The sequence below is a fragment of the Pseudarthrobacter sp. TAF60_1 genome, assembly GCF_052113505.1.
In the GTDB taxonomy this organism is placed as follows: Bacteria; Actinomycetota; Actinomycetes; order Actinomycetales; family Micrococcaceae; genus Arthrobacter.
In genome coordinates this window covers 1-20,050 of record NZ_JBFRDI010000011.1, presented here as the reverse complement: position 1 = coordinate 20,050, position 20,050 = coordinate 1, and the positions used below count along the sequence as shown (strand labels likewise).

Here is a 20,050-nt window from a genome sequence, read left to right as displayed (position 1 = left end):
TACGAAGCGTCCTAACCGCAACGCAACGTGTCTTTCCAGATGGCGCAAAACGTTGGTTGGCGTAATTGGCTATTGGGCGTTGAGGAGGCCCGAAATGCGGCCTGCTGCTTGCTGCAGCGCCGCAGTGGACTGCGTCAGATTTGTCTGGTGCGTGCGGGCGGACAGGCTAATAGCGGCCACAGCGACGCCGTCACTCAGGATTGGGGCAGCCACACACACTTGACCCAGCACGGATTCCTCCAGGTCATAACCGAGACTCAGGGAGCGAATTTCAATCAGTTGCTTGTGCAGCAGCCGGGGTTGCGAGGCGGAATAGCGGGTGCGTCGTGGGAGCGGCGCCTGCAGGACCTTGGCGACGTCCTCAGCGGGCTCAAATGCGAGCATGACCTTACCCAGCGCCGTGCATGTCGCCGGCACCCGACCGCCGATTGCCGTCAGGGCCGGGACCGTTCTCAGGCCCACGATTTTGTCAACGATAACCACTTCCGCACCCTCCAGGACGGCGAGCCGGACAGTCATGCCGGTAGCAGCGTAGAGCTCCCCCAGATGCGGTGCCGCCAGCTCGCGCAGTCCCTTGGGCCGGCAGAGGGAGACTTGGTTGCCCAGCTCAAAGAGCTTGTCACCCAGGCGGTAACGGGTGCCCTCTTTGGTGATGAACTCCCCCTCCACGAGATAGGCCAGCAGCCGGAAGGCCGTCGAGGTGGGAACCCCTACCCGGCGGGCAATCTCACTGACCCCTAGGACCGGGCCGCCGTCGCGGAAGACATCCAGCAACTGGAGAGCTTTCAGGACGGAGGCCGTCCCCTGCTGTTCGCTTCTGGAAACGTCGGCTCCGGGCCGGTCTCGAAGGTCGTGCTGTTCGTCCAGTACTGCTGTCATCATCGACTCCACTTATGTTCAGGGCGGCCCGGCACGAGTGCCGGGCAACATCCTTTTCAGCTCCAAAGTATTCCGTGAGCCGTTTCACTTCTGTAGTGAATGGTACACTGATTGTAACGAGCGTTCCATATTCTGGCAATGCCGTGGTCCTGAGACAGCAGAAGTACGATGGTTGGCAGCGTGCGTCCCGCCCTCGCGCCTCCTAGGGGAGATTTCCATGAACACAAGCCGCCGAAACGCTCGCGGGGAAGCAAGTCTCCAGCGCATCCTTGAGTCCACCGTGCAGCTGGTCGGCCGCTATGGGTTCGACAACACAAGCATTGCCCGGATCGTGAAGGCGACGGGCAGGCCTGCCAGTTCGATCTACTGGTTTTTCGAGAACAAGGATGAGCTCATCGCAGCAGCCTTGGAGAGTTCGTACTCACAGCAAGCGCCGTCGCGCCGCCCCTGGGAGGAATTCAGCGCTACGCGTCCGCTACTTGATCAGTTGTGTGAAGAACTCGAGCCTGAGCTTCGCGCTTCTGAATCTGAGGATCCTCTGCGTCTGGGGATCATGCTCGCGCTGGAAGGGAGCGCCGAAAATTCCAAGGTGCAGGAGCCATTCCGGCGCCGACGTGCCGCTGCGCAACGCCGCATCGAAACCTGGTGGGCGGAGGCTTTCTCCGCCCAAGCGGCCGACATCGTGGACCCCTCCGCGGGAATCGAATGGATGGTCAGGCTGACTCTGGCATTCCTCGACGGTCACTATATCTCCGACGTCGTGGCTGATTACCAGGATGCAGCAAAACGCAGCACCATTCTCGCGCACGCATTGGCCGGCGCCTTCGAGGTAGTGGCTCGCCAGCCGCCGTCTGCACCTTTGGAGGTACCTCCGTTTGAGCACCCCCACCAGGAGGCGTCGACTCCTGAAGCAGAAGGTGAGGGCGCCGACAACCTGCTTCACGTAACCCGCGCGCTGGTCGCAGAGCATGGCTACGAAGGCGCCACGATGAGCCGAATCTGCGCAGCCTCTGGCATGAAGCGAAGCTCAGTTTATTGGCGTCACAAAGACAAGGACACACTGATCAAGGCAGCTGTCGCCGAGCCGTTCGTGGGCTTGCTGGCGCCATTTCTGGTACTTCCAAGCCCCACGCACGATTGGCTGCAAGACCTCTCCTCGGCATTAGAAACATTTATGAGTGACGTTCTTGACCATCCCGACACCGTAAAGGCCGGCCTCTTGCTGAAGCTCCAGCGCTGGGACCCACCAACCTCAGGTGGTTCCGCGGTACTGGCCGGTTCGGCATTGGCTGAAGAACGGTTGGCTGACTGGTTCAAGGACGTTCTTCCCGAAGAGGGTAAGAAACCAATCAGGGATCACCTGGCTTGGACCATTGCCCGGCTGTGCGAGGGGCTGATGCTGGGCTCCGCACTGGGGCACCCAGCGGCACCCCAGGCGGTAGCAGGCCTCCTGCTGCCCATGCTCACTAAGCCCTTGGACCATTGGCGGGCAACGGTCTGACGGCGCCTTGGGTCAATAAGCGCTGGCTGTGCTTACTGACCCAGGACGGTCGACGCGAAACTGGGCCAACAGTTCATCCGCTGCCCGGACCAACAGCGATGAGTCCACTCCCACCCCGGCAAAGGTGATGCCGTTGCGCAACCATTCCTGGGCGGCGGCAACGTCCGTGAGCATGATGCCACTCGGGGTGCCAGCGCTCTTGGCCGTCGCAATGCCGTCCTGAATTGCACGGGTGACCTCCGGGTGCGAACGTTGCCCGGGGTAACCCATGTCAGCGGCAAGATCAGCAGGACCAAACAGCACGCCGTCGACTCCTTCTGTTGCCGCGATCTCGTCAAGGTTCTCAAGGGCCTGGAGGGTCTCGATCTGGACTACGAGGCAGATGTTCTCGGCGGCAGCCGAGACGTAATCAGTCAGGCGGCCCCATCGGGAGGATCGTCCGAGGCCGCTGCCCATGCCCCTCACGCCGAAAGGCGGATAACGAACAGCGCGGACCAGTTCAGCCGCCTGGGCGGCGGTGTTGACCATCGGGATCAGCAGGTTCTGCACCCCGACCTCCAGATATTGCTTAATCAGCACCGTATCCCCGTGAGGCAGACGCACGACGGGCTGGGAAAGGTCTTGGGCCTTCGCGCCCAAGAGGGAAGCTGCGGCCGCGATGCCCTGCAGCTGGGCAAGGACCGAACGCAGGTCGTTGGGACCGTGCTCAGCATCGAGAAGCAGCCAGTCATAGCCGCATCCGGCAATGACCTCCGCGCTGTAGCCGTCTGCTAGGACGGACCACAGCCCGATTTGCGTTTCGCCTGCCGCCATTCGTTGCTTGAACCGGTTGGTCGGCGTGTTACTCGTGATGGACATGGTTCTCCGCGCTCAGAGTAGTTGGAAGGACACGGTTCCGAGGGGCCCGTAGTCTGCTTGGACGACGTCGCCGGTAGCCAGTGGCACAGGCCGGGTGAACGATCCGGCGAGAATAATTTCCCCGGCTTCCAGCCGTTCACCGAAACCGTGCAACCGACGCGCCAGCCAGGCGACACCACTGGCGGGATGCCCCAGCACGGCCGCTGCGACGCCTGATTCTTCGACTACCCCGTTCAAGTACAGCAGGGCGCTGACCCAGCGGAGGTCCACGTCATCGGGCTTTACCGGGGTGCCGCCCATGACAATGCCGGCATTGGCGGCATTGTCGGAGATCGTGTCGAAGACCTTCCTGGGTGCACCTGTATCGCGGTCGAGCTGTTCGATGCGGGCGTCGATGATCTCGAGAGCTGGGGTTACCCGGTCGGTTGCGTTGAGGACATCGTTGATGGTCACATGCGCGCCCTCCAACGGCGTCTTTAAGAGAAAGGCCAGTTCCACCTCCACTCGAGGGCGGATGAAGCGCTCCGCACGGATTGCCTGGCCTGACTCGTAGACCATCTCGTCGAACAGCGTTCCGAAGTCGGGTTCTGTAATCTGGCTGCTGACCTGCATGGCACGTGAAGTCAGGCCGATCTTGTGCCCCACGATGCGCTGTCCTTCCGCCTGCTTAATCCGGCTCCAGGCCCGCGAGACGGCGTATCCATCCTCGATGGTCATCTGCGGGAACCGCTGTGAGAAATGCCGAAGCTGCTTCCGGTTTTGTTCGGCGTCATGCAACTCGCTGGCCAGGAGGTCAGAAGCCTGCTGGTCAAGCGCCATCATCGTGCGTCTTCCCGCTGAAGGGCACCAAGGAAACCAAGGGCCACCCGGTTGAATTCGTCGGCCTGTTCGAATTGGGCCCAATGGTCGCAGCCCGTCATCTCGACCATCTCAACATTCCGGATGATCTGCCCCAGCAGCCGTGCGTTGTCCAGGAACATGTTAGGGGCATCCACCGCCGCCACCACCATGACCGGCTGCTCCAGGCGCGCCCATTCCTCACGGGAGAGATGCTGCCCGCCATCAGTGAAGGCCAGCAGATGGCCCATGGCTTTGGCCATTTCCGGCTGTTCGTAAATGCGCAGCCGGACGCCCACCAGGTCATCAATGAGATCTTCAGGATTGAGCATCAATCGGCCCATGGCTTCGGTGACGGATTCCCATGATGGTGCTTGGGCAGCTTTTTGCCGGCGCAACCTCACGTCTGCACCAAAGACCTTCTCTTCGTCCGCGTCAACCACGACGCCGGCGGGGGCCACCATGACCAGGCGCGTGACCCGGTCCGGGCGATCCAGGGCGAGCCTTGCACCGACCCATGAGCCCAGGGACACGCCAATAACAGCGGCTTCACCGATGCCCAAAGCGTCCAGCACGGCAAGCACGTGCTGAGCATAGTCCGGAATCAGATATGGCCGGTCGGGTTTATCAGTGTAGCCGCACCCCAGCATGTCGATGCCGATGACCCGGTGGCTCCGAGCCAGGGCCCCGTAGTTGGCACAAAAGTTTTCAAGACTTCCAGCGGTGCCGTGAAGCAGAAGGACGGCGGGCCCATCCGGGTTCCCGGCCTCGAGATAACGTGTTCTGACCTCACCGGCGTTAACCCAGCCCAGTGTGTGAGGAACGGTGTTCAGGTAAGTCCATACGCTGCGATAGCGATGTGTGTCCGCTGTGTCCGTCATGATGGAGTCCTTTCTTTAAGTCCGTGCGGCGGAGATGCCGACGTCGAGCCGCCTCTCGGCGCGCTGGTGCATGAGGACCCACATTAGGGCTCATCAGGGGAAACGGGAATCGGTTTATGCCGCATTATGGAATGACTGGTCCACAAGATTCGGCGAATCCTGACAGGGTTGGTGATGAACAAAAATGTGAGCACGAAAAAACCTTCGGCAGCATGCCGCTATGTGGAAGACAGCCCTCGCGACCGGGCGGGAGGTCGGCATATGCTCCCGGTAACACCAGTCCTTGCACCAAGGAGAATTTAGATGCACACCACAGCCCAAGACCACCCAACGAAAGCCCCTGACTACTTCGGACCGCGTGCCGAGGATTGGAGCGAATACCGGAACAGGGCACTCAGGGAAGGGAAGAAGTATCTGGCCGCGGTGGACGGGATCCTCGACGTTGTGCGGGAAGGACGCCCGCTGTCGGAAAAAGAAGGCCGCGTTCCGGACAGCTCCGTCAACGCGATGATCAGCACGGGCCTCTTTCGTGCGTTCACGCCGGTGCAGTACGGCGGCCTCGAGATGGACCCGGCGTCGTTCTTCGAAGGCATCATGCGTATTGCCGAGGCGGACAGCGCTGCTGCCTGGATCGCCGGCCAGTTGAACGTCCATTCCTTCGAAATCGCGCTCATGGACGAGCGGATGCAGGAAGAATTCTGGGGTGAAAGCCCGGACACCCGCGCCTCAAGCTCCTACGCGCCGGTCGGTAAGTTCGAACCGGTAGAAGGGGGTTACCGGCTCAACGGCACGTGGACCTTTTCCAGCGGAGTCGACCACGCCCAGTGGGTCATCCTGGGTGGCGGCGACCGCACCTTTGTCGTTCCGCTCGGTGATACAACCGTTGATCAGAACAGCTGGGACGTTCAGGGCCTGAAGGGCACCGGCAGCAAGTCCGTGACTCTCGAAGATGTCTTTGTCCCCGGATACCGAACCCACATGCTGATTGACACCTACAACGATGCCAATCCCGGGTGGGCAGTTAACAACCGCCCGCTTTACTGGGTCTCCTTCTTGTCGCTTTTCAACTCAACACCGGCCAACACAGCCATAGGAACGGCAACTGGGGGCATCGAGACGTTCATCGAGCAGTCGCGGGTCCGGCTTACTCGCCAAGGTACCGGCGCACCAGCGGCTCAGAACCCGTTCCTGCACTTGAAGGTTGCGGATGCCCGTACCCGGGTCCGCACGGTCAAGGACCGTCACCTGAAAAACTGGCGCGAACTCTTCGACATCGCTTGCCAGGGGCAGGAGGCCAGCCCGCTTGAACGCATGCGCGTCCGGTTCGAGGCCGCTGATTCGATTGCCGCCAGCTTCGAGTCCTTTGCCGAAATCTGGCCGATCGCAGGGGCTGCCGCGTCCTCAAGCGCCAACCCGCTCCAGCAGACCATGCGGGATCTCATGGCGGCGCGAAACCATGGCTCGGCGGGCAAGGAACTCGCGGCCGGACAGTACGTCAAGGAGCTCTTCGGTCTGCCGCCCGCACCGTTCTCCGACTTCGGCACGCTCAGCTATTACAAGTAAGGTCCCGGGCCGTCGTGAGCCCGCTTCCGCACCCGTGAAAGGACCATTCAGATGAACCAAGCAATTGACCTGATGCACTCCCCCGGCCCTGTCGAGGAGGGCAAACCCGCCGACGACTTCCGCGCCTTCAGGCGTGCGCTGGGCCAGTTCGCCACCGGCGTTACGGTGATTGCGACCAGTGCCGGCGACGAGATAGTCGGCATGGCCGCGAACTCCTTCTCCACAGTCTCCCTGGAGCCGCCCCTGGTGCTGTGGTCAATCCGTAAAGAGTCCAAGAGCCTGCCCGCCTTCCTCAACAACGGACACTTCAGCATTAACGTCCTCGGCGAAAACCAAATGGAAATTTCCGGGTTGTTCGGCCGCCCGCAGCCTGACCAGTTCGGCCAGGCGAAGTGGAATGTCGGAAGCCACGGGGACCCGCTACTGGAAGGTGCGATTGCGCACTTCGAATGCGTGACCGAGTCCGTTATCGACGGCGGTGACCACCACATCCTGGTGGGTCGCGTAGAGCGTTTCGCCCGTTTCGACGGTGCCCCGCTGCTGTTCGCCCAAGGCCAGTACGGTGTGCCGGTCGCTCACCCGGATGCCATTCCGGCGTCCGCCTCCGCATCTGTCAAGGACGGGCAGGAATCGGAGGAGTCGCTCTTCCTGTCCCTCGTGAAGGCAACCGATCAGCACATGTCCGCACTATTTCAGGAACACCGTCAGGAGCTCGGGGTGACTGTCGCCACCGGTCGCATCCTCAACCGACTGTCCCAAGGTCCCTGCGCCGCCGACACTCTCGAGCTGGAAACGTTCCTGGGAGAAAGCGCCCTGGAGGACGCCCTGACCGAACTCGCCCAGAAGGGTCAGGTCGTTCAACTGCCCGACGGCGAGTGGGACCTCACCGATAATGGCCGTGAAGTACGGGGTGCACTGCGGCGCAGCGCCGAACAGTTCACGATTGAGCAGCTCCGGGGAATCCCTGCCACGGACCTTGCTACGGCCGAACGTGTCCTCGGCACCCTGCTCGGACGCGGAGGTACAGATCGATGAGCCTTTCGCCCGCACATTCGCGCGAACTAACCGGAGAATCCAACATGGCTTCCATCATCGACCAGTTGGTCTCACACGTACTCGACACGCCGTTCGAGACCTTCAATGAGGAGACGATCTTTGCAGCCAAGAAGCGCCTGATCGATGCCTTAGGCTGCACGGTTTCTGGAGCCGGCGCTTCGGGAAACGATGCCATGCTCAACATCTTCAGCGAATGGGGTGGGGCTCCGCAGGCAACAGTCCTGGGGTCAGGGACCAAGCTGCCCCTTCCTCACGCGGCGATGGTGAATTCGCTGCAGACGCGGTCCTTTGACTTTGAAGTGTGCGGTCCGGAGCCCGAAGGGATAAACAAGGGCAAGATGGTGGGCCACGTCGCCAGTACCACTGAGCCCCTGGCCTTGAATGTGGGCGAATACACCCACGCCTCAGGCAAGGAGATGCTCGCAGCAGTGATCCTGGGTGGTGATGTCGCAGCGCGCATTTCCGTCTCCAACACGTTTAACTTTGATGCCGACTTCGAGGTGTGCGGAACGTCCAACGCGTTCGGTGCGGTAGCTGTAGCCGGCCGTCTTATGGGCCTAACCCACGACCAGCTCCGCAACGCATTCGGGATCGCCCTCAACCTGATGGCCGGCTCCTACCAGGGCATCTGGGACGGCGTCCACTCCTTCAAGCTTCCTGGGGCAGCCGCTGCCTACAACGGCGTCCTCAGCTGCCAACTGTCGGTAGGTGGATTCTCAGGAGTGCAGGACGCGCTCGAGAGCCGGCTGGGCTACTTCAACTTGTACTGTGCTGATCCGCACCCGGATGTCATGCTGGCCGACCTCGGATCCATTTTCTACGTCAAGGGCCAGCACAAGCTGCACCCCTCGTGTTACGGCAACCACAACCCCATCGAATGCGCCTTGCTGCTGCGCGATGAGCACGGCTTTACGGCCGACCAAGTGGCAGAGGTCTTCCTCGATGTGCCTCCAAACCGGATCGATCACTTCCTGAACCAGGTGGCCACCGCAGTAGACCAGCAGCCAAAGTTCCTGTTCACCATCCCCTACGCAGTGGCCAATGCGCTTTATCGCGGGAGACCAGAGCTGGAGCACTACACGGAGGCCCTGATGCACGATCCTTCAGTGTTGGACCTGACTGCACGGGTGAAGCTCAGGCCTGGCCTTCCTGTAGGCAAGAACCACGCCATCCGGATGACCATCCACCTAAATGATGGGCGCGTAGTAGAGACCTACCGCGAAGATCCGTCGGGCTGGCTCGACACCCCGGCCCCTTACGACGCCATAGTCGATAAGTACTGGCGCAATATCCGGTTCTCAAACCTCGTCTCCGATGATCGTGCCAAGCACGCACTTCACCTGATTGAAAACCTCGAGCAGGTCACCGACGTGACCGACCTTGCCGCCCAGCTAATCCGCTGAGCATCCCACAGAAAGCAAAGGACAAGAATCATGACGGAAACCACCACAACGACGACCGCGCAGAAGACTGAGTTCAACCCCCGGCTGGCGCACCTCGGCATCTTCTGCAAGGACCTGGATGCCATGGTCGAGTTCTACTGCCGCGAGTTCGGCATGATCATTTCCGACTCCGGCCTCGGTAAGTCAGGCAAAGCCGGAATCAAGCGCCGCGGCGCCTTCCTCACAGGCGATCCCTCAGAGCACCACCAGCTTGCACTGATCGAAGGACGCGCCAAAGACACCCCGCCCACCACCGCGCAGATCTCCTTCCTCGTCCCGACCCTCAGCGAGCTCCGGGCGTTCTGGCGGCACGTCCAGAAAACAGGCATCCCTGTCCAGGTCGTCAAGAACCACGGCAACGCCTGGAGCATCTACATCGATGACCCGGACGGCAACATGATCGAGGTTTACACCCACTCCGACTACTACACACAGCAGCCGCTGGGTGAACCGCTGAACCTGGAAGACAGCGAAGAGGAGATTCTTCGCCAGACGGACGAACTCGTGAAGCGGGATCCTGAAGCCCGGCCCCGCACCGAATGGATGGCCGAGCAGGCCGAGAAGCTGAAGGCAGCACGGGTCGCCTTGGCTTCCTAGGCCCCCAGAAGACTTCTGCATCAACAGTCGACCTGATCCCAGGGAGCCCCTTTGGCTCCTTGGGATCAGGTCGTCTACCGACCCGCCAACCACTTTCGGCTCGTTTGACCGAGCCCTATCAACTACATGGAGAAGTCCGAATGGCCCGCATTGAATACTTTGATCCAGAGAGTGCCTCACCTCATATCGTGAAGGCACTGGAGGGAAAGAAGAAGATCAACATCTTCCGGATGATCGCCAATTCCGACGGCGCCGGCGCCGAGGTTTTGGCACTTGGGCAACGGCTGAGCCACGGATCGTCATTGGACCACGTCGACCGCGAGATTGTGATTCTCCGTGTTGGCCACCTCTCGCAAGCCTCCTATGAGATCAAGCAACACACGGCTGTAGCCCGCCGCGTCGGACTCTCCGATGAAAAGATTCAAGCCATCGGCGACTACCCGGAAACCGAGTATGTCTTCGACGATACCGAACTCGACCTGATCGCCTTCACCGACGCCGTTGTCCGAGAAACGACTCCCCCCGAAGACGTCTTCCGTCGAGTGGAAAAGAGATTCACCAAAAGCCAACTCGTAGAACTCGTACTGCTCATCGGGTTCTACATGATGGTCAGCCGCGTGATGAACACGTTCGAGATTGACCACGAATCCGGACCCGCAGACGTGTTCACAATCCAGTGAGATAGTGGCCTAGCGCGGATTCCCAAAAACCTCCCTGGGGCTCTGTGGCCTTTCCACACAACCCGGCGAGGACAGATGACGTTCACCGGATTTGATGACTGGCGAAGGCTCCCAGGAACCGAAGTGGCAATTTGGCACCAAGGAACACTGCAGAGGATCGGCGCTATTGATGCCGCACGGAAGATTTGACCATCGCAGGGGTCGCTGCCGACCCAGACAGACCCCGAAGGCCTTTTGGAGCGAGCCAGCGGTTTCGTACTGCGGATTTCGCCACACGAAGTGGTACTTACGGCAGTATGAAAAACCCATCCTTAGCGCCTGAGGCAGCGACGGCCGTGCTGGGGGCAGCCGTTCCCGGACGGCAAGAGATAACTGGGCAGATCAATCAAGCGTGCGCCCGTTTTACGCGACCCAGTAAGCAGTAACGTGCTGAGGGAACGGCTTGATCTGACTCAACGGTGGCCCCACCGGCATGGCGCCGGCTCCTCCATAGATGCCTTGACAGTAACTCCTAGGCGATGCTCCTGAGCGCGACGCCGCCCTTATTAACACTCCAGCCTGCTGATTAGGGTGAGTAAAGGGTGAGTTCTCGTGGGGGTACCGCCTTCTGCCGACTGCCCACGGCAGTAACCCCGCAGGTCAGCGACCTGTTGGGCCGGCAGGAGGATTCTAACCGAAGATTTTGCCCGTACTGGCTAGTTCATTCGCCCGATTTGGGTAAACGGCATCTGGACTTAAAACGCTGGTCAGGACCATTTACTAGCCCAGCGGACCGGTTGGAACCGTCATAAACGTTCCAGGTCCTGCGCAAAATCTGGTCCTGCGCCTCATGGGCTCCGGCATAAAGCCGCAGGTCAAGCCACAAAACTGGAGCCTCCTGTCGGAGTCGAACCGACGACCCCCGCTTTACAAGAGCGGTGCTCTGGCCAACTGAGCTAAGGAGGCGCACCCTCAGGAGGGTGTGCGCCTGAACGGCGCTAGATAAGGTTAGCCCAAGTCCGCCCGCTGGTAAAAACGCGGGGCACCGCCGTCGCACAATGAGGCGCGCTCAAAGACGAAATGGCCCGGCCCCCGAGCGAACCGGGACCGGGCCATCACTGCTATCTCAGCAGAGGCTCAAACAGATCAGCCCTTTGCGGCGATTGCAGCCTGCAGGAAGTCCGGGAAGGGCGTCTGCGCGCTGGCGCCCTTGCCCCACTGCTGGCCGTCAACGAACACGGTGGGCGTGCCGGTAACGCCGATGGCGGCGGCCTGCTTGGTCGTGAACTTCACGAACGGGCGGTAGGTCTTGTCATCCACACAGCTGTCAATGGGCTTGGCGCCGATGTCTGTGGCCATCTTCTTCAGTTCGTTGTCTGAGAGGCCTGCGCTGCCTTCGGCAGGCTGTTTGGCGAACAACGAATCAACGAATTCGGCGTACTTTTCCGGGGACTCGTTCACAACACAGGCAGCGGCATTGGCTGCCCGCGAGGAGTAGTTTGTTGAGGACCGGCTGTCCAGGAAGCCGAGGGCCCGGTATTCCACGGTAATCTTGCCCGCGTTGCGCAACGACGTCAGCTGTTCGTTGTACTGTGCTTCGAAGTTTTTGCAGACCGGGCAGATGAAGTCGATGTACAGGACCACCTTGACCGGTTTGCCGGCTTCAGCTGCGGCGCCCGGTGCAACCACTTCTGCCGGGGCCGTCTGCGGCGGCTCTCCCACGGAGGCGGCGTCAACGTTGGCCGGCTCCAGCTTCGCGACGTCCGTATTGGCAAGCAGGGTGATTCCGCCGTTGACGTTGCCGTTGGCCGGCGTCGGTCCCTGATCGGCGACGGGGGCGTTCTGCCGCATGGTTGTGGTCACCACAAGCGCCACCACTGCAAGGATTGCCACCACGGCCACAACAATTCCCCAGCCGATCAGCAGCTTGTTGCGCTTGTCCTTTTTGAGCTGGGCCTCCCTGATCAGGCGGGCCTTTTCTCGCGCCTCCGACGTGCGCTCAGCCTTGGACTTACGTATTTCATTTGCGGGGCTCATGTGTTCCTAGGGTCGATCGACATAGGGGGACCACTCTGTGGCGACTCCACCCATTTTAGGACAGAAACCTGAGAGCTTGCCTTTTCAAGTATTCGGCCCACATAACCCACGACGAATGGCCCCAAAGTATCCATCCTAATAAGGTGGCTTAAAGGCACAAGCAACCCCAGGGGGCCGCAATGCAAACACCTGTCCAGGAAAAACCTACAGCCGTACCCGAAGGCCACCCGGCCCCGCGCGGCCACGAGCCGCCCACAAAGTACGACTTTATGGTGGTGTCCAACAGGCTGCCTGTTGACCGAACCGCGCCAGGTGAGAGCGGCGACGACGGCTCCGGCTGGCGCCGCTCCCCCGGCGGCCTAGTGACAGCCCTCGCACCCATGATGAGCAAAACCGACGGCGCATGGGTGGGCTGGCACGGCGCTCCGGATGAAACCGTTGAGCCGTTCAGCCACGGCGGCATGGACCTGGTCCCGGTCCAGCTGAGCACGGACGACGTCGAGCTTTACTACGAGGGGTTCTCCAACGCCACCCTGTGGCCGCTCTATCACGACGTCATCGCCCCGCCGGAGTTCCACCGGACCTGGTGGGACGCATACCGCAGGGTCAATCAGAGGTTCGCCGACGCCGTCGTGCACCACGCGGACAAGGGCGCCACGGTGTGGGTCCAGGACTACCAGCTGCAGCTCGTGCCGCGGCTGCTCCGCGAGGCGCGGCCGGACCTGAGGATCGGGTTCTTCAACCACATCCCTTTCCCTCCGCCGGAAATTTTCGCGCAGCTGCCGTGGCGCAGGGCCATCATCGACGGCCTGATGGGCGCTGACCTCGTCGGCTTCCAGCGTCCCAGTGACGCCGGAAACTTCATGCGCTCCGCCCGCCGGTTCCTCGGCGCCAGCGTCAAACAGCAGCAGGTGCACGTGAAAGGCCGCGACGGCGAAATCACCCACATTGCCAGGGCCCAGGCCTTCCCCATTTCCATTGATGTGGCCCAGATCAGCGAACTGGCCCACAAACCGGAGATCATCGAACGTGCCCGCCAGATCCGCCAGGACCTCGGCAACCCCAAGACCATCCTGCTGGGGGTTGACCGGCTGGATTACACCAAGGGCATCCGGCACCGGCTCAAGGCCTTCGAAGAGCTCCTCAACGAAGGCAAGCTGGCCGTAACGGACGCCACACTGATCCAGGTGGCCAGCCCCAGCCGGGAACGGGTGGAGCAGTACCGGCTCCTGCGCGAGGAGATCGAAGGTACGGTCGGCCACATCAACGGCACGTACGACACCATTCAGAACACGGCTGTCCGCTACCTGCACCACAGCTACCCGGTGGAGGAAATGGTGGCGCTGTACCTCGCCGCCGACGTCATGCTGGTGACCGCCCTGCGGGACGGCATGAACCTTGTGGCCAAGGAGTACGTCACCGCTCGCAAGGACAACGACGGCGCGCTGGTGCTCAGCGAGTTTGCCGGCGCGGCAGACCAGTTGAAGCAGGCCCTGCTGATGAACCCGCATGACATTGACGGCCTCAAGGACACCATCATGCACGCCGTCAACATGTCCCCGAGGGACGCCGCACGCCGCATGCGCGCCATGCGCAAGCAGATCCTGGAGCACGACGTCGACCACTGGTCAGCCGATTTCCTCGCCGCCCTGAATGAAAAGGTTGTCCGCGATGACTCCTGACAACCGCGCCGCCAAGCAGCCGCTCGCACTGTCCCCCGAACTCCGGGAGGCCCTACGGCGCATCGCCCAGACCGAACACCTGCTGGTGGCGCTGGACTTCGACGGCACCATTTCCCCGATCGTCGACCGGGCCGGAGATGCCCGTCCCCTTCCGCGTTCGGCCGCCGCGTTCGCCGGGCTGGCCGCCCTGCCACGGACGACGACGGCACTCCTCTCCGGGCGGGCCCTCGCCTCCCTGCGCGCGGTGGCTTCGCCGCCGGTGGACACCCTGCTGATCGGCAGCCACGGGGCCGAAGCGTGGCTGGGCCCGGGCTCCGCGGAGCTGACCCTGGACGAAAGCCAGCGGCTCCTGCTCGCTGAGGTTCGCGGTGTCCTCGAAGACATCGTTGAGCAGGCACCGGGCACCCTCCTGGAAGACAAGCCCGCCGGAGTGGTCCTGCACACCCGCCTCGCTGAAGACGATGTGGCGGAGGATGCGGTGGCTGCGGCCCGCTCAGTGCTTCAGGAGCGCAAGGGCGTTTTCCTGAAGAACGGCAAGCGCGTCCTGGAAACCTCCGTGGTCAACGCGTCCAAGGGGGAAGGCCTCACGTTCCTGCGCCAGATCACCGGGGCAACCGCAGTCCTTTTCGCCGGGGACGACGTCACCGACGAGGACGCCCTGGGCCGCCTCGAACCCGGCGACGTGGGCGTGAAGGTGGGCCTGGACTTCACGCAGGCCGAGTTCCGCGTGGAGGCGCCGGCTCACGTGGCGGAACTGTTGGAGGCACTTCTTCAGGAGCGCAGCCTGGTGGTGGCCGAGGAGGGTCCCGCCCCACAATGACGGACAGGTATGTCCAACCTCACGTGTGACCTCCGTAACATTTGCAACAATAACGGACTCACCTGACATACTCTTGTCTGTGATGTGGCGCACAGAACCGTGCGGCGTCACGTGATACTCCTCGGCCTCGGCCGGGGAGTACACGGCTGCAATGCCGTGGATAACTGAATTACATGAACCATTCACTACGGATCGTCCGGCACGTACCTGCCGGTGAAGGGATTGATAACTGTGGCTACGGTTACTTTTGATAACGCTACGCGTCTTTACCCGGGCACAGAGAAGCCCGCTGTTGACAAGCTCAACATTGAAATCGCCGATGGCGAATTCCTGGTCCTCGTTGGACCCTCCGGTTGCGGTAAGTCCACCTCCCTGCGCATGCTCGCAGGCCTTGAGGACGTCAACGCCGGCCGGATCCTGATTGGCGACCGCGATGTCACCGATGTTCCGCCGAAGGACCGCGACATCGCGATGGTTTTCCAGAACTACGCGCTCTACCCGCACATGACCGTTGCGGACAACATGGGCTTCGCGTTGAAGATCGCCGGCGTCTCCAAGGAAGAGCGCGCCGAGCGCGTCCGTGAAGCAGCCAAGCTTCTTGACCTTGAGCCGTACCTCGACCGCAAGCCGAAGGCACTCTCCGGCGGTCAGCGCCAGCGTGTTGCCATGGGCCGCGCCATCGTGCGTAACCCGCAGGTCTTCCTCATGGACGAACCGCTCTCCAACCTGGACGCCAAGCTGCGCGTCCAGACGCGTACGCAGATCGCATCCCTGACCCGCCGCCTCGGCGTCACCACGGTATACGTCACCCACGACCAGGTCGAGGCCATGACCATGGGTGACCGAGTGGCAGTGCTGAAGGACGGCCTGCTGATGCAGGTTGATACCCCGCGCAACCTCTACGACAAGCCCAAGAACGTCTTCGTTGCCGGCTTCATCGGCTCCCCCGCCATGAACCTGCTCGAACTTCCCGTGGTCGACGGCGGTGTCCAGTTCGGGGGGACGGTTTACCCCGTGCCGCGCGACGTGCTCGAAGAAGCACACGGCAGCACCGTCACCCTGGGCAGCCGGCCGGAAGACCTCGAGACCGCGCCGCAGGGCGAAGGCCTCCAGGTGGAGGTCGACGTCGTTGAGGAACTTGGTGCCGACGCTTACGTTTACGGCCACACCACGCTGGACGGCAAGGACCACGACATCGTGGCACGCGTCGACGGCCGTCGCCCCCCGATGAAGGGCGAGACCATCTACGTCCGTCCGCAGTCGGGCCACGTTCACCTGTTCGACACCAAGACCGGCCTGCGCCTGGGCGACTAGTCCCTACCGGCGCCCTAACCTCGCTCCGCTTTGGCCAGGGAACCCGGCCGGCATGGGCCCAACCGGCGGCGTCGAGATCGCTAACCGACGGCGGTTCTCCCCCATGGGAGGGCCGCCGTCGGCGTTTGAGCACGTTGCCCCTTGTGGCCCGAATGTACGGAAGAATTGACTCATGACCGATGAAAACAGCGCCCAGTGGCACGACGAGCCCACCGACTATGCGCAGGTGGGCAAACTGCCCCGGTTTGAGGCGGCAAGCGCCAACGATTCCAAACTCGCCGCGGTCTCAAGTTCGCTGAGCATCACAGCGGCAGCGGCGGATCCCGAACTCCTTGACTTGCCTTGGCACATCGCCTTGGAGGACTGGCCGGCGGAGAACCTGGCGGCCCTCCCCCGCGGTATCTCGCGGCACATCGTGCGTTTTGCGCACCTGGGCGGCTCCGTCATTGCCATCAAGGAAACGTCCGAGCATATAGCCCGCCATGAGTACCACATGCTCCGCAAGCTGGCCCGCCTGGACGTCCCCTGCGTTACCCCGGTGGCGGTGATTACCGGCCGCACTACCTTGGACGGGCGGCCGCTGAACCCGGTGCTGGTCACGCGCCATCTGAAGTTCTCCATGCCGTACCGTGCCCTCTTCTCCCAGATGCTGCGCAAGGACACCCTGACCCGCCTCATCGATGCCCAGGCGCTACTGATGGTCCGGCTGCACCTCGTTGGCTTTTACTGGGGCGACGTTTCACTGTCCAACACGCTGTTCCGCCGCGATGCCGGTGCGTTCGCCGCCTACCTGGTGGACGCCGAGACCGGCGAACTCTACCCCGACCTTTCTACCGGCCAGCGCGAATACGACCTCGAGATTGCCCGGGTCAATATCGCCGGTGAGCTGATGGACCTCCTGGATGGCGGCCTCATCGAGGAGAAGGTGGACCCCGTGGCCACCAGTGAACTCATCATGGAAAGCTACCGCCGGCTCTGGGCGGAGCTGACGGAGAAGGAATCCTTCGAGCTCGGCGAACGGTGGCGCGTGGCCGCCCGCATCCGGCGGCTCAACGAACTCGGCTTCGACGTCGAAGAGTACGCCATCAAGACCACCCAGAACGGCTCAACCATCCAGCTGCAGCCCAAGGTGGTGGACGCCGGTCACCACATGCGCCGGCTGCTGCGCCTGACCGGCCTGGACGCCCAGGAGAACCAGGCCAGGCGCCTGCTCAATGACATGGACACCTTCCGGGCGGACAACAATCCGGGGATGGACGAGGAATACAGCGCTCACCTGTGGGTCAGCCAGGTGTTCGAACCGATCGTCCGCTCCATCCCCCGCGACCTGTCCCGCAAGCTGGAGCCGGCTGAGGCCGTCCACGAGGTCCTGGAGCACCGCTGGTACATGTCCGAAGAGCAGGCCCGCCACATCCCGCTCGCGGAAGCTGTACAGTCCTACATTGATTCGATCCTGCGCCACCGCCGGGACGAGGCCGCGATCATGCTGAATCCGGATACGGACATGATCAAGATCCTCGCAGTGGAAACCGAGGAGTCCCGCTACGGGACCGAGGAGTCCATCGACGAATATCCGGACGTCGACGACTAAGCGCCCGCTCACCGTCACAGCACGGTTGTGTTAATACCACCCCAACTGGATAGCACTAAGTGTCGTTATGAGCGCCCACAACGACACTTACTGCTACCCAGTTTCGCGGGTCCGGCCTCAGATGGCCTTTCCAGGGTTCAGGATGCCGGCCGGATCAAAGAGTGCCTTGATTCTGCGCTGGAGCTCCCGGACCGGTTCCGGCTGCTCCAGGCCAAGCCAGCGCAGTTTGTACTGGCCGACGCCGTGCTCCCCCGTGATGGTGCCGCCCATTTCCAGCGCCGCGACGACGGAGGCATCCAAGGCCAGGTTCAGCCGGTCCATGGCGCCCGCGTCGATGGCGTTGTCCTCCCGGTCAATCCAAAACGTGGGGTGCAGGTTGCCGTCTCCAGCATGCGCCACCACCTTCAGATTCACGTCATGCTTGGCTGCCAGGTCTTCGAGCGCCGCAACGTAGTCCACCAGGCGTGACCTCGGCACCGCAACGTCCTCCCCTACCCGGTACTGGTCGTCCACCTCCACGCCACGGCTGTTGCGGCGCAGTTCCACCAGCTGTTCTGCTTCCGCGGTGGATTCAGTACTCACCGTGGCTCCACCGGCGGCAAGGACAGAACGCACGACGTCGGCCTCCGCCCCGGCGCCGAACCCGTCCGTTTGGATCAGGAGCAGCGAACCGCCACGGGAGCTCAGATCCGAGCCATGGAGGTGGTCCAGCTGAGCCAGGGTGCCGCCGTCGAGCAGTTCCATGATGGCTGGCTGCACCCGGGCCCGGCCCACAGCCAGGACACCCGCTGCGGCCTGCCGAAAGTCAGGGTAGAACGCGGCAATAGTTTGTACGGCGCGGGGCAGATACTTGAGGCGCACTGTTACCCCCACCACGATCCCCAAGGTCCCTTCGGAGCCGACGAAGAGACCCGTCAGGTCGTAGCCGGCCACACCTTTGAACGTCTGGTGCCCGGTATGGAGAAGAGACCCGTCTGCCAGCACCACGTCCAGCGCCAGCACCGAGTCCCGGGTGACGCCGTATTTGGCGCAGCGCAGCCCTCCTGCGTTGGTGGCAACGTTGCCGCCGATGGTTGACATGCGGAAGCTCGCCGGATCCGGCGCATACATCAGGCCGTGGCGAGCCGCCGCTTCGTTTAGGGCAGCGTTGATGACGCCGGGTTCGACGACGGCGGTTTCGTCGTCGGCGTTCAGATCAAGGATGCGGTTCATCCGTTCCAGTGACAGGACTATGGAGTTCCGGCTCGCGTGCGCACCCCCGGAAACACCCGTCCCGGCGCCGCGGGCCACCACCGCGACCCCGTGTCTGGCACACAGCCTGAGAATGGCCTGGACATCGGCCACGGTACAGGCGAAGACCACAGCTTTCGGCAGCTGGAAGTCCAGGACCGGGGCCTGGTCTACCGCATACGTTTCCAGGGCCGCTTCGTCGGTACTGACCTGTTCGTTGCCCAGGGCTTCAACGAGTTCTTCGACCAGGCTGCCGACGCGGCTTTCCGGCGTCATTCGCCGCTCCCACCCATGAACCTGACAAAGCGGTCCAAGACTTGAGGCCAGCCGGCGGCATAAGAGGCCCGCGTGGCAGCAGGGTCCTCGGCGCCCTCCCAGCCGTCGTGGACCAGCCGTACTTCCGTACCCTCTGGAACAGCCCTGAAGGCTAACCTAAGCTCTGTGGACCAATAGGCAGTGGTTCCGGGAAACCACGAAGCGTGGAAGGACAACGGTGGCTGCCAGTCGTCGATGGTGCCCCAGACGGCAGTCCTCCCGTCGTCGGCCGTTTCCATGATGAAGTTCTCCTCGAACTCGACATACGAGCCGGGGCCAAACACACCCTGGGATTCGAGCGGCCACCACAAGTGGGTGTGATCCGTGACCCCTGCAAACGCCTGCGCCACCGGGCCGGGCACCGTCACCGTAAGGACGACCGGTTCGAGGCTCCCGGCCGGCTCCGAAGGAACGGGCAGGGCATCGCCCGAGTGACTGAAAAGGTTATCCATGGAGGTCAACTCTACGCGGCCCCGTCCGGACGCTCTCTCACTTGATGTGGGTTTCCGGGGGACGCTCTCGCAGTTGGTGTGGGTTTCCGGCGAACGCTCTCGCGGTTGGTGGGGGTTTCCGGTGGGAGGCTCCCGCGGTGTGTGTGGGTTCGACGGCGGCCGGTGGGGGTGGGTGCCGTGTGCCGGCGGGTGGTTATTGAAGGGGTGGTTAAAGTGGGAGAGCCTCCAAACGGTGTTTGGAGGCTCTCAACCATTTAATGATGTTCCGGCGGTGACCTACTCTCCCACACCCTCCCGGGTGCAGTACCATCGGCGCTGTGGGTCTTAGCTTCCGGG

General features: G+C 62.4%; 17 protein-coding genes, 1 tRNA gene and 1 rRNA gene. 10 read left to right on the top strand and 9 right to left on the bottom strand.

All coding sequences use genetic code 11. The annotated features are described in order from the left end of the window. Positions 1-69: 69 nt before the first annotated feature. Positions 70-882, bottom strand: a complete 813-nt coding sequence (locus tag AB4Y73_RS13350; protein ID WP_441872312.1) for an IclR family transcriptional regulator — start codon at positions 880-882, stop codon at positions 70-72. 214 nt (positions 883-1,096) lie between these two features. Here AB4Y73_RS13350 and AB4Y73_RS13345 point away from each other — a divergent pair, with 214 nt between their 5' ends. Next, positions 1,097-2,380 carry a TetR/AcrR family transcriptional regulator gene (locus AB4Y73_RS13345; protein WP_441872310.1) on the top strand — a complete coding sequence of 428 codons (1,284 nt, stop codon included), beginning with the start codon at positions 1,097-1,099 and terminating at the stop codon, positions 2,378-2,380. A gap of 12 nt (positions 2,381-2,392) precedes the next feature. On the opposite strand, the gene AB4Y73_RS13340 is transcribed toward AB4Y73_RS13345, so the two are convergent. From AB4Y73_RS13340 to AB4Y73_RS13330, 3 genes are read right to left on the bottom strand one after another with little or no spacing between them, the layout of a single operon-like run. Beyond that, the gene (locus AB4Y73_RS13340) at positions 2,393-3,238 is read right to left on the bottom strand and encodes an aldolase/citrate lyase family protein (RefSeq protein ID WP_441872309.1); all 846 of its coding nucleotides are present in this window, start codon (positions 3,236-3,238) and stop codon (positions 2,393-2,395) included. Between the two features lie 12 nt (positions 3,239-3,250). Next, positions 3,251-4,060 carry a 2-oxo-hept-4-ene-1,7-dioate hydratase gene (gene hpaH / locus AB4Y73_RS13335; RefSeq protein WP_441872307.1) on the bottom strand — a complete coding sequence of 270 codons (810 nt, stop codon included), beginning with the start codon at positions 4,058-4,060 and terminating at the stop codon, positions 3,251-3,253. Then, the gene (locus AB4Y73_RS13330; protein WP_441872305.1) at positions 4,057-4,956 is read right to left on the bottom strand and encodes an alpha/beta hydrolase; all 900 of its coding nucleotides are present in this window, start codon (positions 4,954-4,956) and stop codon (positions 4,057-4,059) included. Before AB4Y73_RS13330 ends, hpaH begins: the two co-directional genes overlap by 4 nt. 303 nt (positions 4,957-5,259) lie before the next feature. On the opposite strand from AB4Y73_RS13330, the gene AB4Y73_RS13325 reads away from it, so the two are divergent. From AB4Y73_RS13325 to AB4Y73_RS13305, 5 genes are all read left to right on the top strand, one after another. After that, on the top strand, positions 5,260-6,519 hold the full coding sequence (locus AB4Y73_RS13325; protein WP_441872303.1) for a hypothetical protein: 1,260 nt from the start codon (positions 5,260-5,262) through the stop codon (positions 6,517-6,519). A 51-nt stretch (positions 6,520-6,570) separates the two neighbouring features. Next, complete coding sequence (locus AB4Y73_RS13320; RefSeq protein ID WP_441872301.1) at positions 6,571-7,554, top strand: flavin reductase; 984 nt, start codon at positions 6,571-6,573, stop codon at positions 7,552-7,554. 44 nt (positions 7,555-7,598) lie between these two features. After that, positions 7,599-8,978, top strand: a complete 1,380-nt coding sequence (locus tag AB4Y73_RS13315; protein WP_441872299.1) for an MmgE/PrpD family protein — start codon at positions 7,599-7,601, stop codon at positions 8,976-8,978. Between the two features lie 30 nt (positions 8,979-9,008). Continuing rightward, the gene (locus AB4Y73_RS13310) at positions 9,009-9,614 is read left to right on the top strand and encodes a VOC family protein (protein WP_441872297.1); all 606 of its coding nucleotides are present in this window, start codon (positions 9,009-9,011) and stop codon (positions 9,612-9,614) included. A 140-nt stretch (positions 9,615-9,754) separates the two neighbouring features. Continuing rightward, positions 9,755-10,294 (top strand): carboxymuconolactone decarboxylase family protein, encoded by a 540-nt coding sequence (locus AB4Y73_RS13305; protein ID WP_441872295.1) that lies wholly within the window; start codon positions 9,755-9,757, stop codon positions 10,292-10,294. Positions 10,295-11,162: 868 nt separating this feature from the next. On the opposite strand, the gene AB4Y73_RS13300 is transcribed toward AB4Y73_RS13305, so the two are convergent. Further along, positions 11,163-11,239, bottom strand: a tRNA-Thr gene (locus AB4Y73_RS13300). 180 nt (positions 11,240-11,419) lie between these two features. After that, the gene (locus AB4Y73_RS13295; protein ID WP_441872293.1) at positions 11,420-12,310 is read right to left on the bottom strand and encodes a DsbA family protein; all 891 of its coding nucleotides are present in this window, start codon (positions 12,308-12,310) and stop codon (positions 11,420-11,422) included. A 179-nt stretch (positions 12,311-12,489) separates the two neighbouring features. On the opposite strand from AB4Y73_RS13295, the gene AB4Y73_RS13290 reads away from it, so the two are divergent. From AB4Y73_RS13290 to AB4Y73_RS13275, 4 genes are all read left to right on the top strand, one after another. Then, positions 12,490-13,992: an alpha,alpha-trehalose-phosphate synthase (UDP-forming) gene (locus tag AB4Y73_RS13290; RefSeq protein WP_441872291.1), complete on the top strand. Its 1,503-nt coding sequence runs from the start codon at positions 12,490-12,492 to the stop codon at positions 13,990-13,992. Next, positions 13,982-14,812: a trehalose-phosphatase gene (gene otsB, locus AB4Y73_RS13285; RefSeq protein ID WP_441872289.1), complete on the top strand. Its 831-nt coding sequence runs from the start codon at positions 13,982-13,984 to the stop codon at positions 14,810-14,812. Before AB4Y73_RS13290 ends, otsB begins: the two co-directional genes overlap by 11 nt. A 231-nt stretch (positions 14,813-15,043) precedes the next feature. Further along, positions 15,044-16,126, top strand: a complete 1,083-nt coding sequence (locus AB4Y73_RS13280) for an ABC transporter ATP-binding protein (protein WP_441872287.1) — start codon at positions 15,044-15,046, stop codon at positions 16,124-16,126. Between the two features lie 172 nt (positions 16,127-16,298). Continuing rightward, positions 16,299-17,717: a DUF4032 domain-containing protein gene (locus AB4Y73_RS13275; RefSeq protein WP_441872285.1), complete on the top strand. Its 1,419-nt coding sequence runs from the start codon at positions 16,299-16,301 to the stop codon at positions 17,715-17,717. A gap of 117 nt (positions 17,718-17,834) precedes the next feature. On the opposite strand, the gene AB4Y73_RS13270 is transcribed toward AB4Y73_RS13275, so the two are convergent. The 3 genes from AB4Y73_RS13270 to rrf form a co-directional block, all read right to left on the bottom strand. Continuing rightward, positions 17,835-19,223, bottom strand: a complete 1,389-nt coding sequence (locus tag AB4Y73_RS13270; RefSeq protein ID WP_441872284.1) for an FAD-binding oxidoreductase — start codon at positions 19,221-19,223, stop codon at positions 17,835-17,837. Next, positions 19,220-19,714, bottom strand: a complete 495-nt coding sequence (locus tag AB4Y73_RS13265) for an SRPBCC domain-containing protein (protein WP_441872282.1) — start codon at positions 19,712-19,714, stop codon at positions 19,220-19,222. The genes AB4Y73_RS13270 and AB4Y73_RS13265 overlap by 4 nt, the downstream gene beginning before the upstream one ends. A 263-nt stretch (positions 19,715-19,977) precedes the next feature. Next, positions 19,978-20,050 (bottom strand): 5S ribosomal RNA (gene rrf, locus AB4Y73_RS13260); the annotation flags it as partial.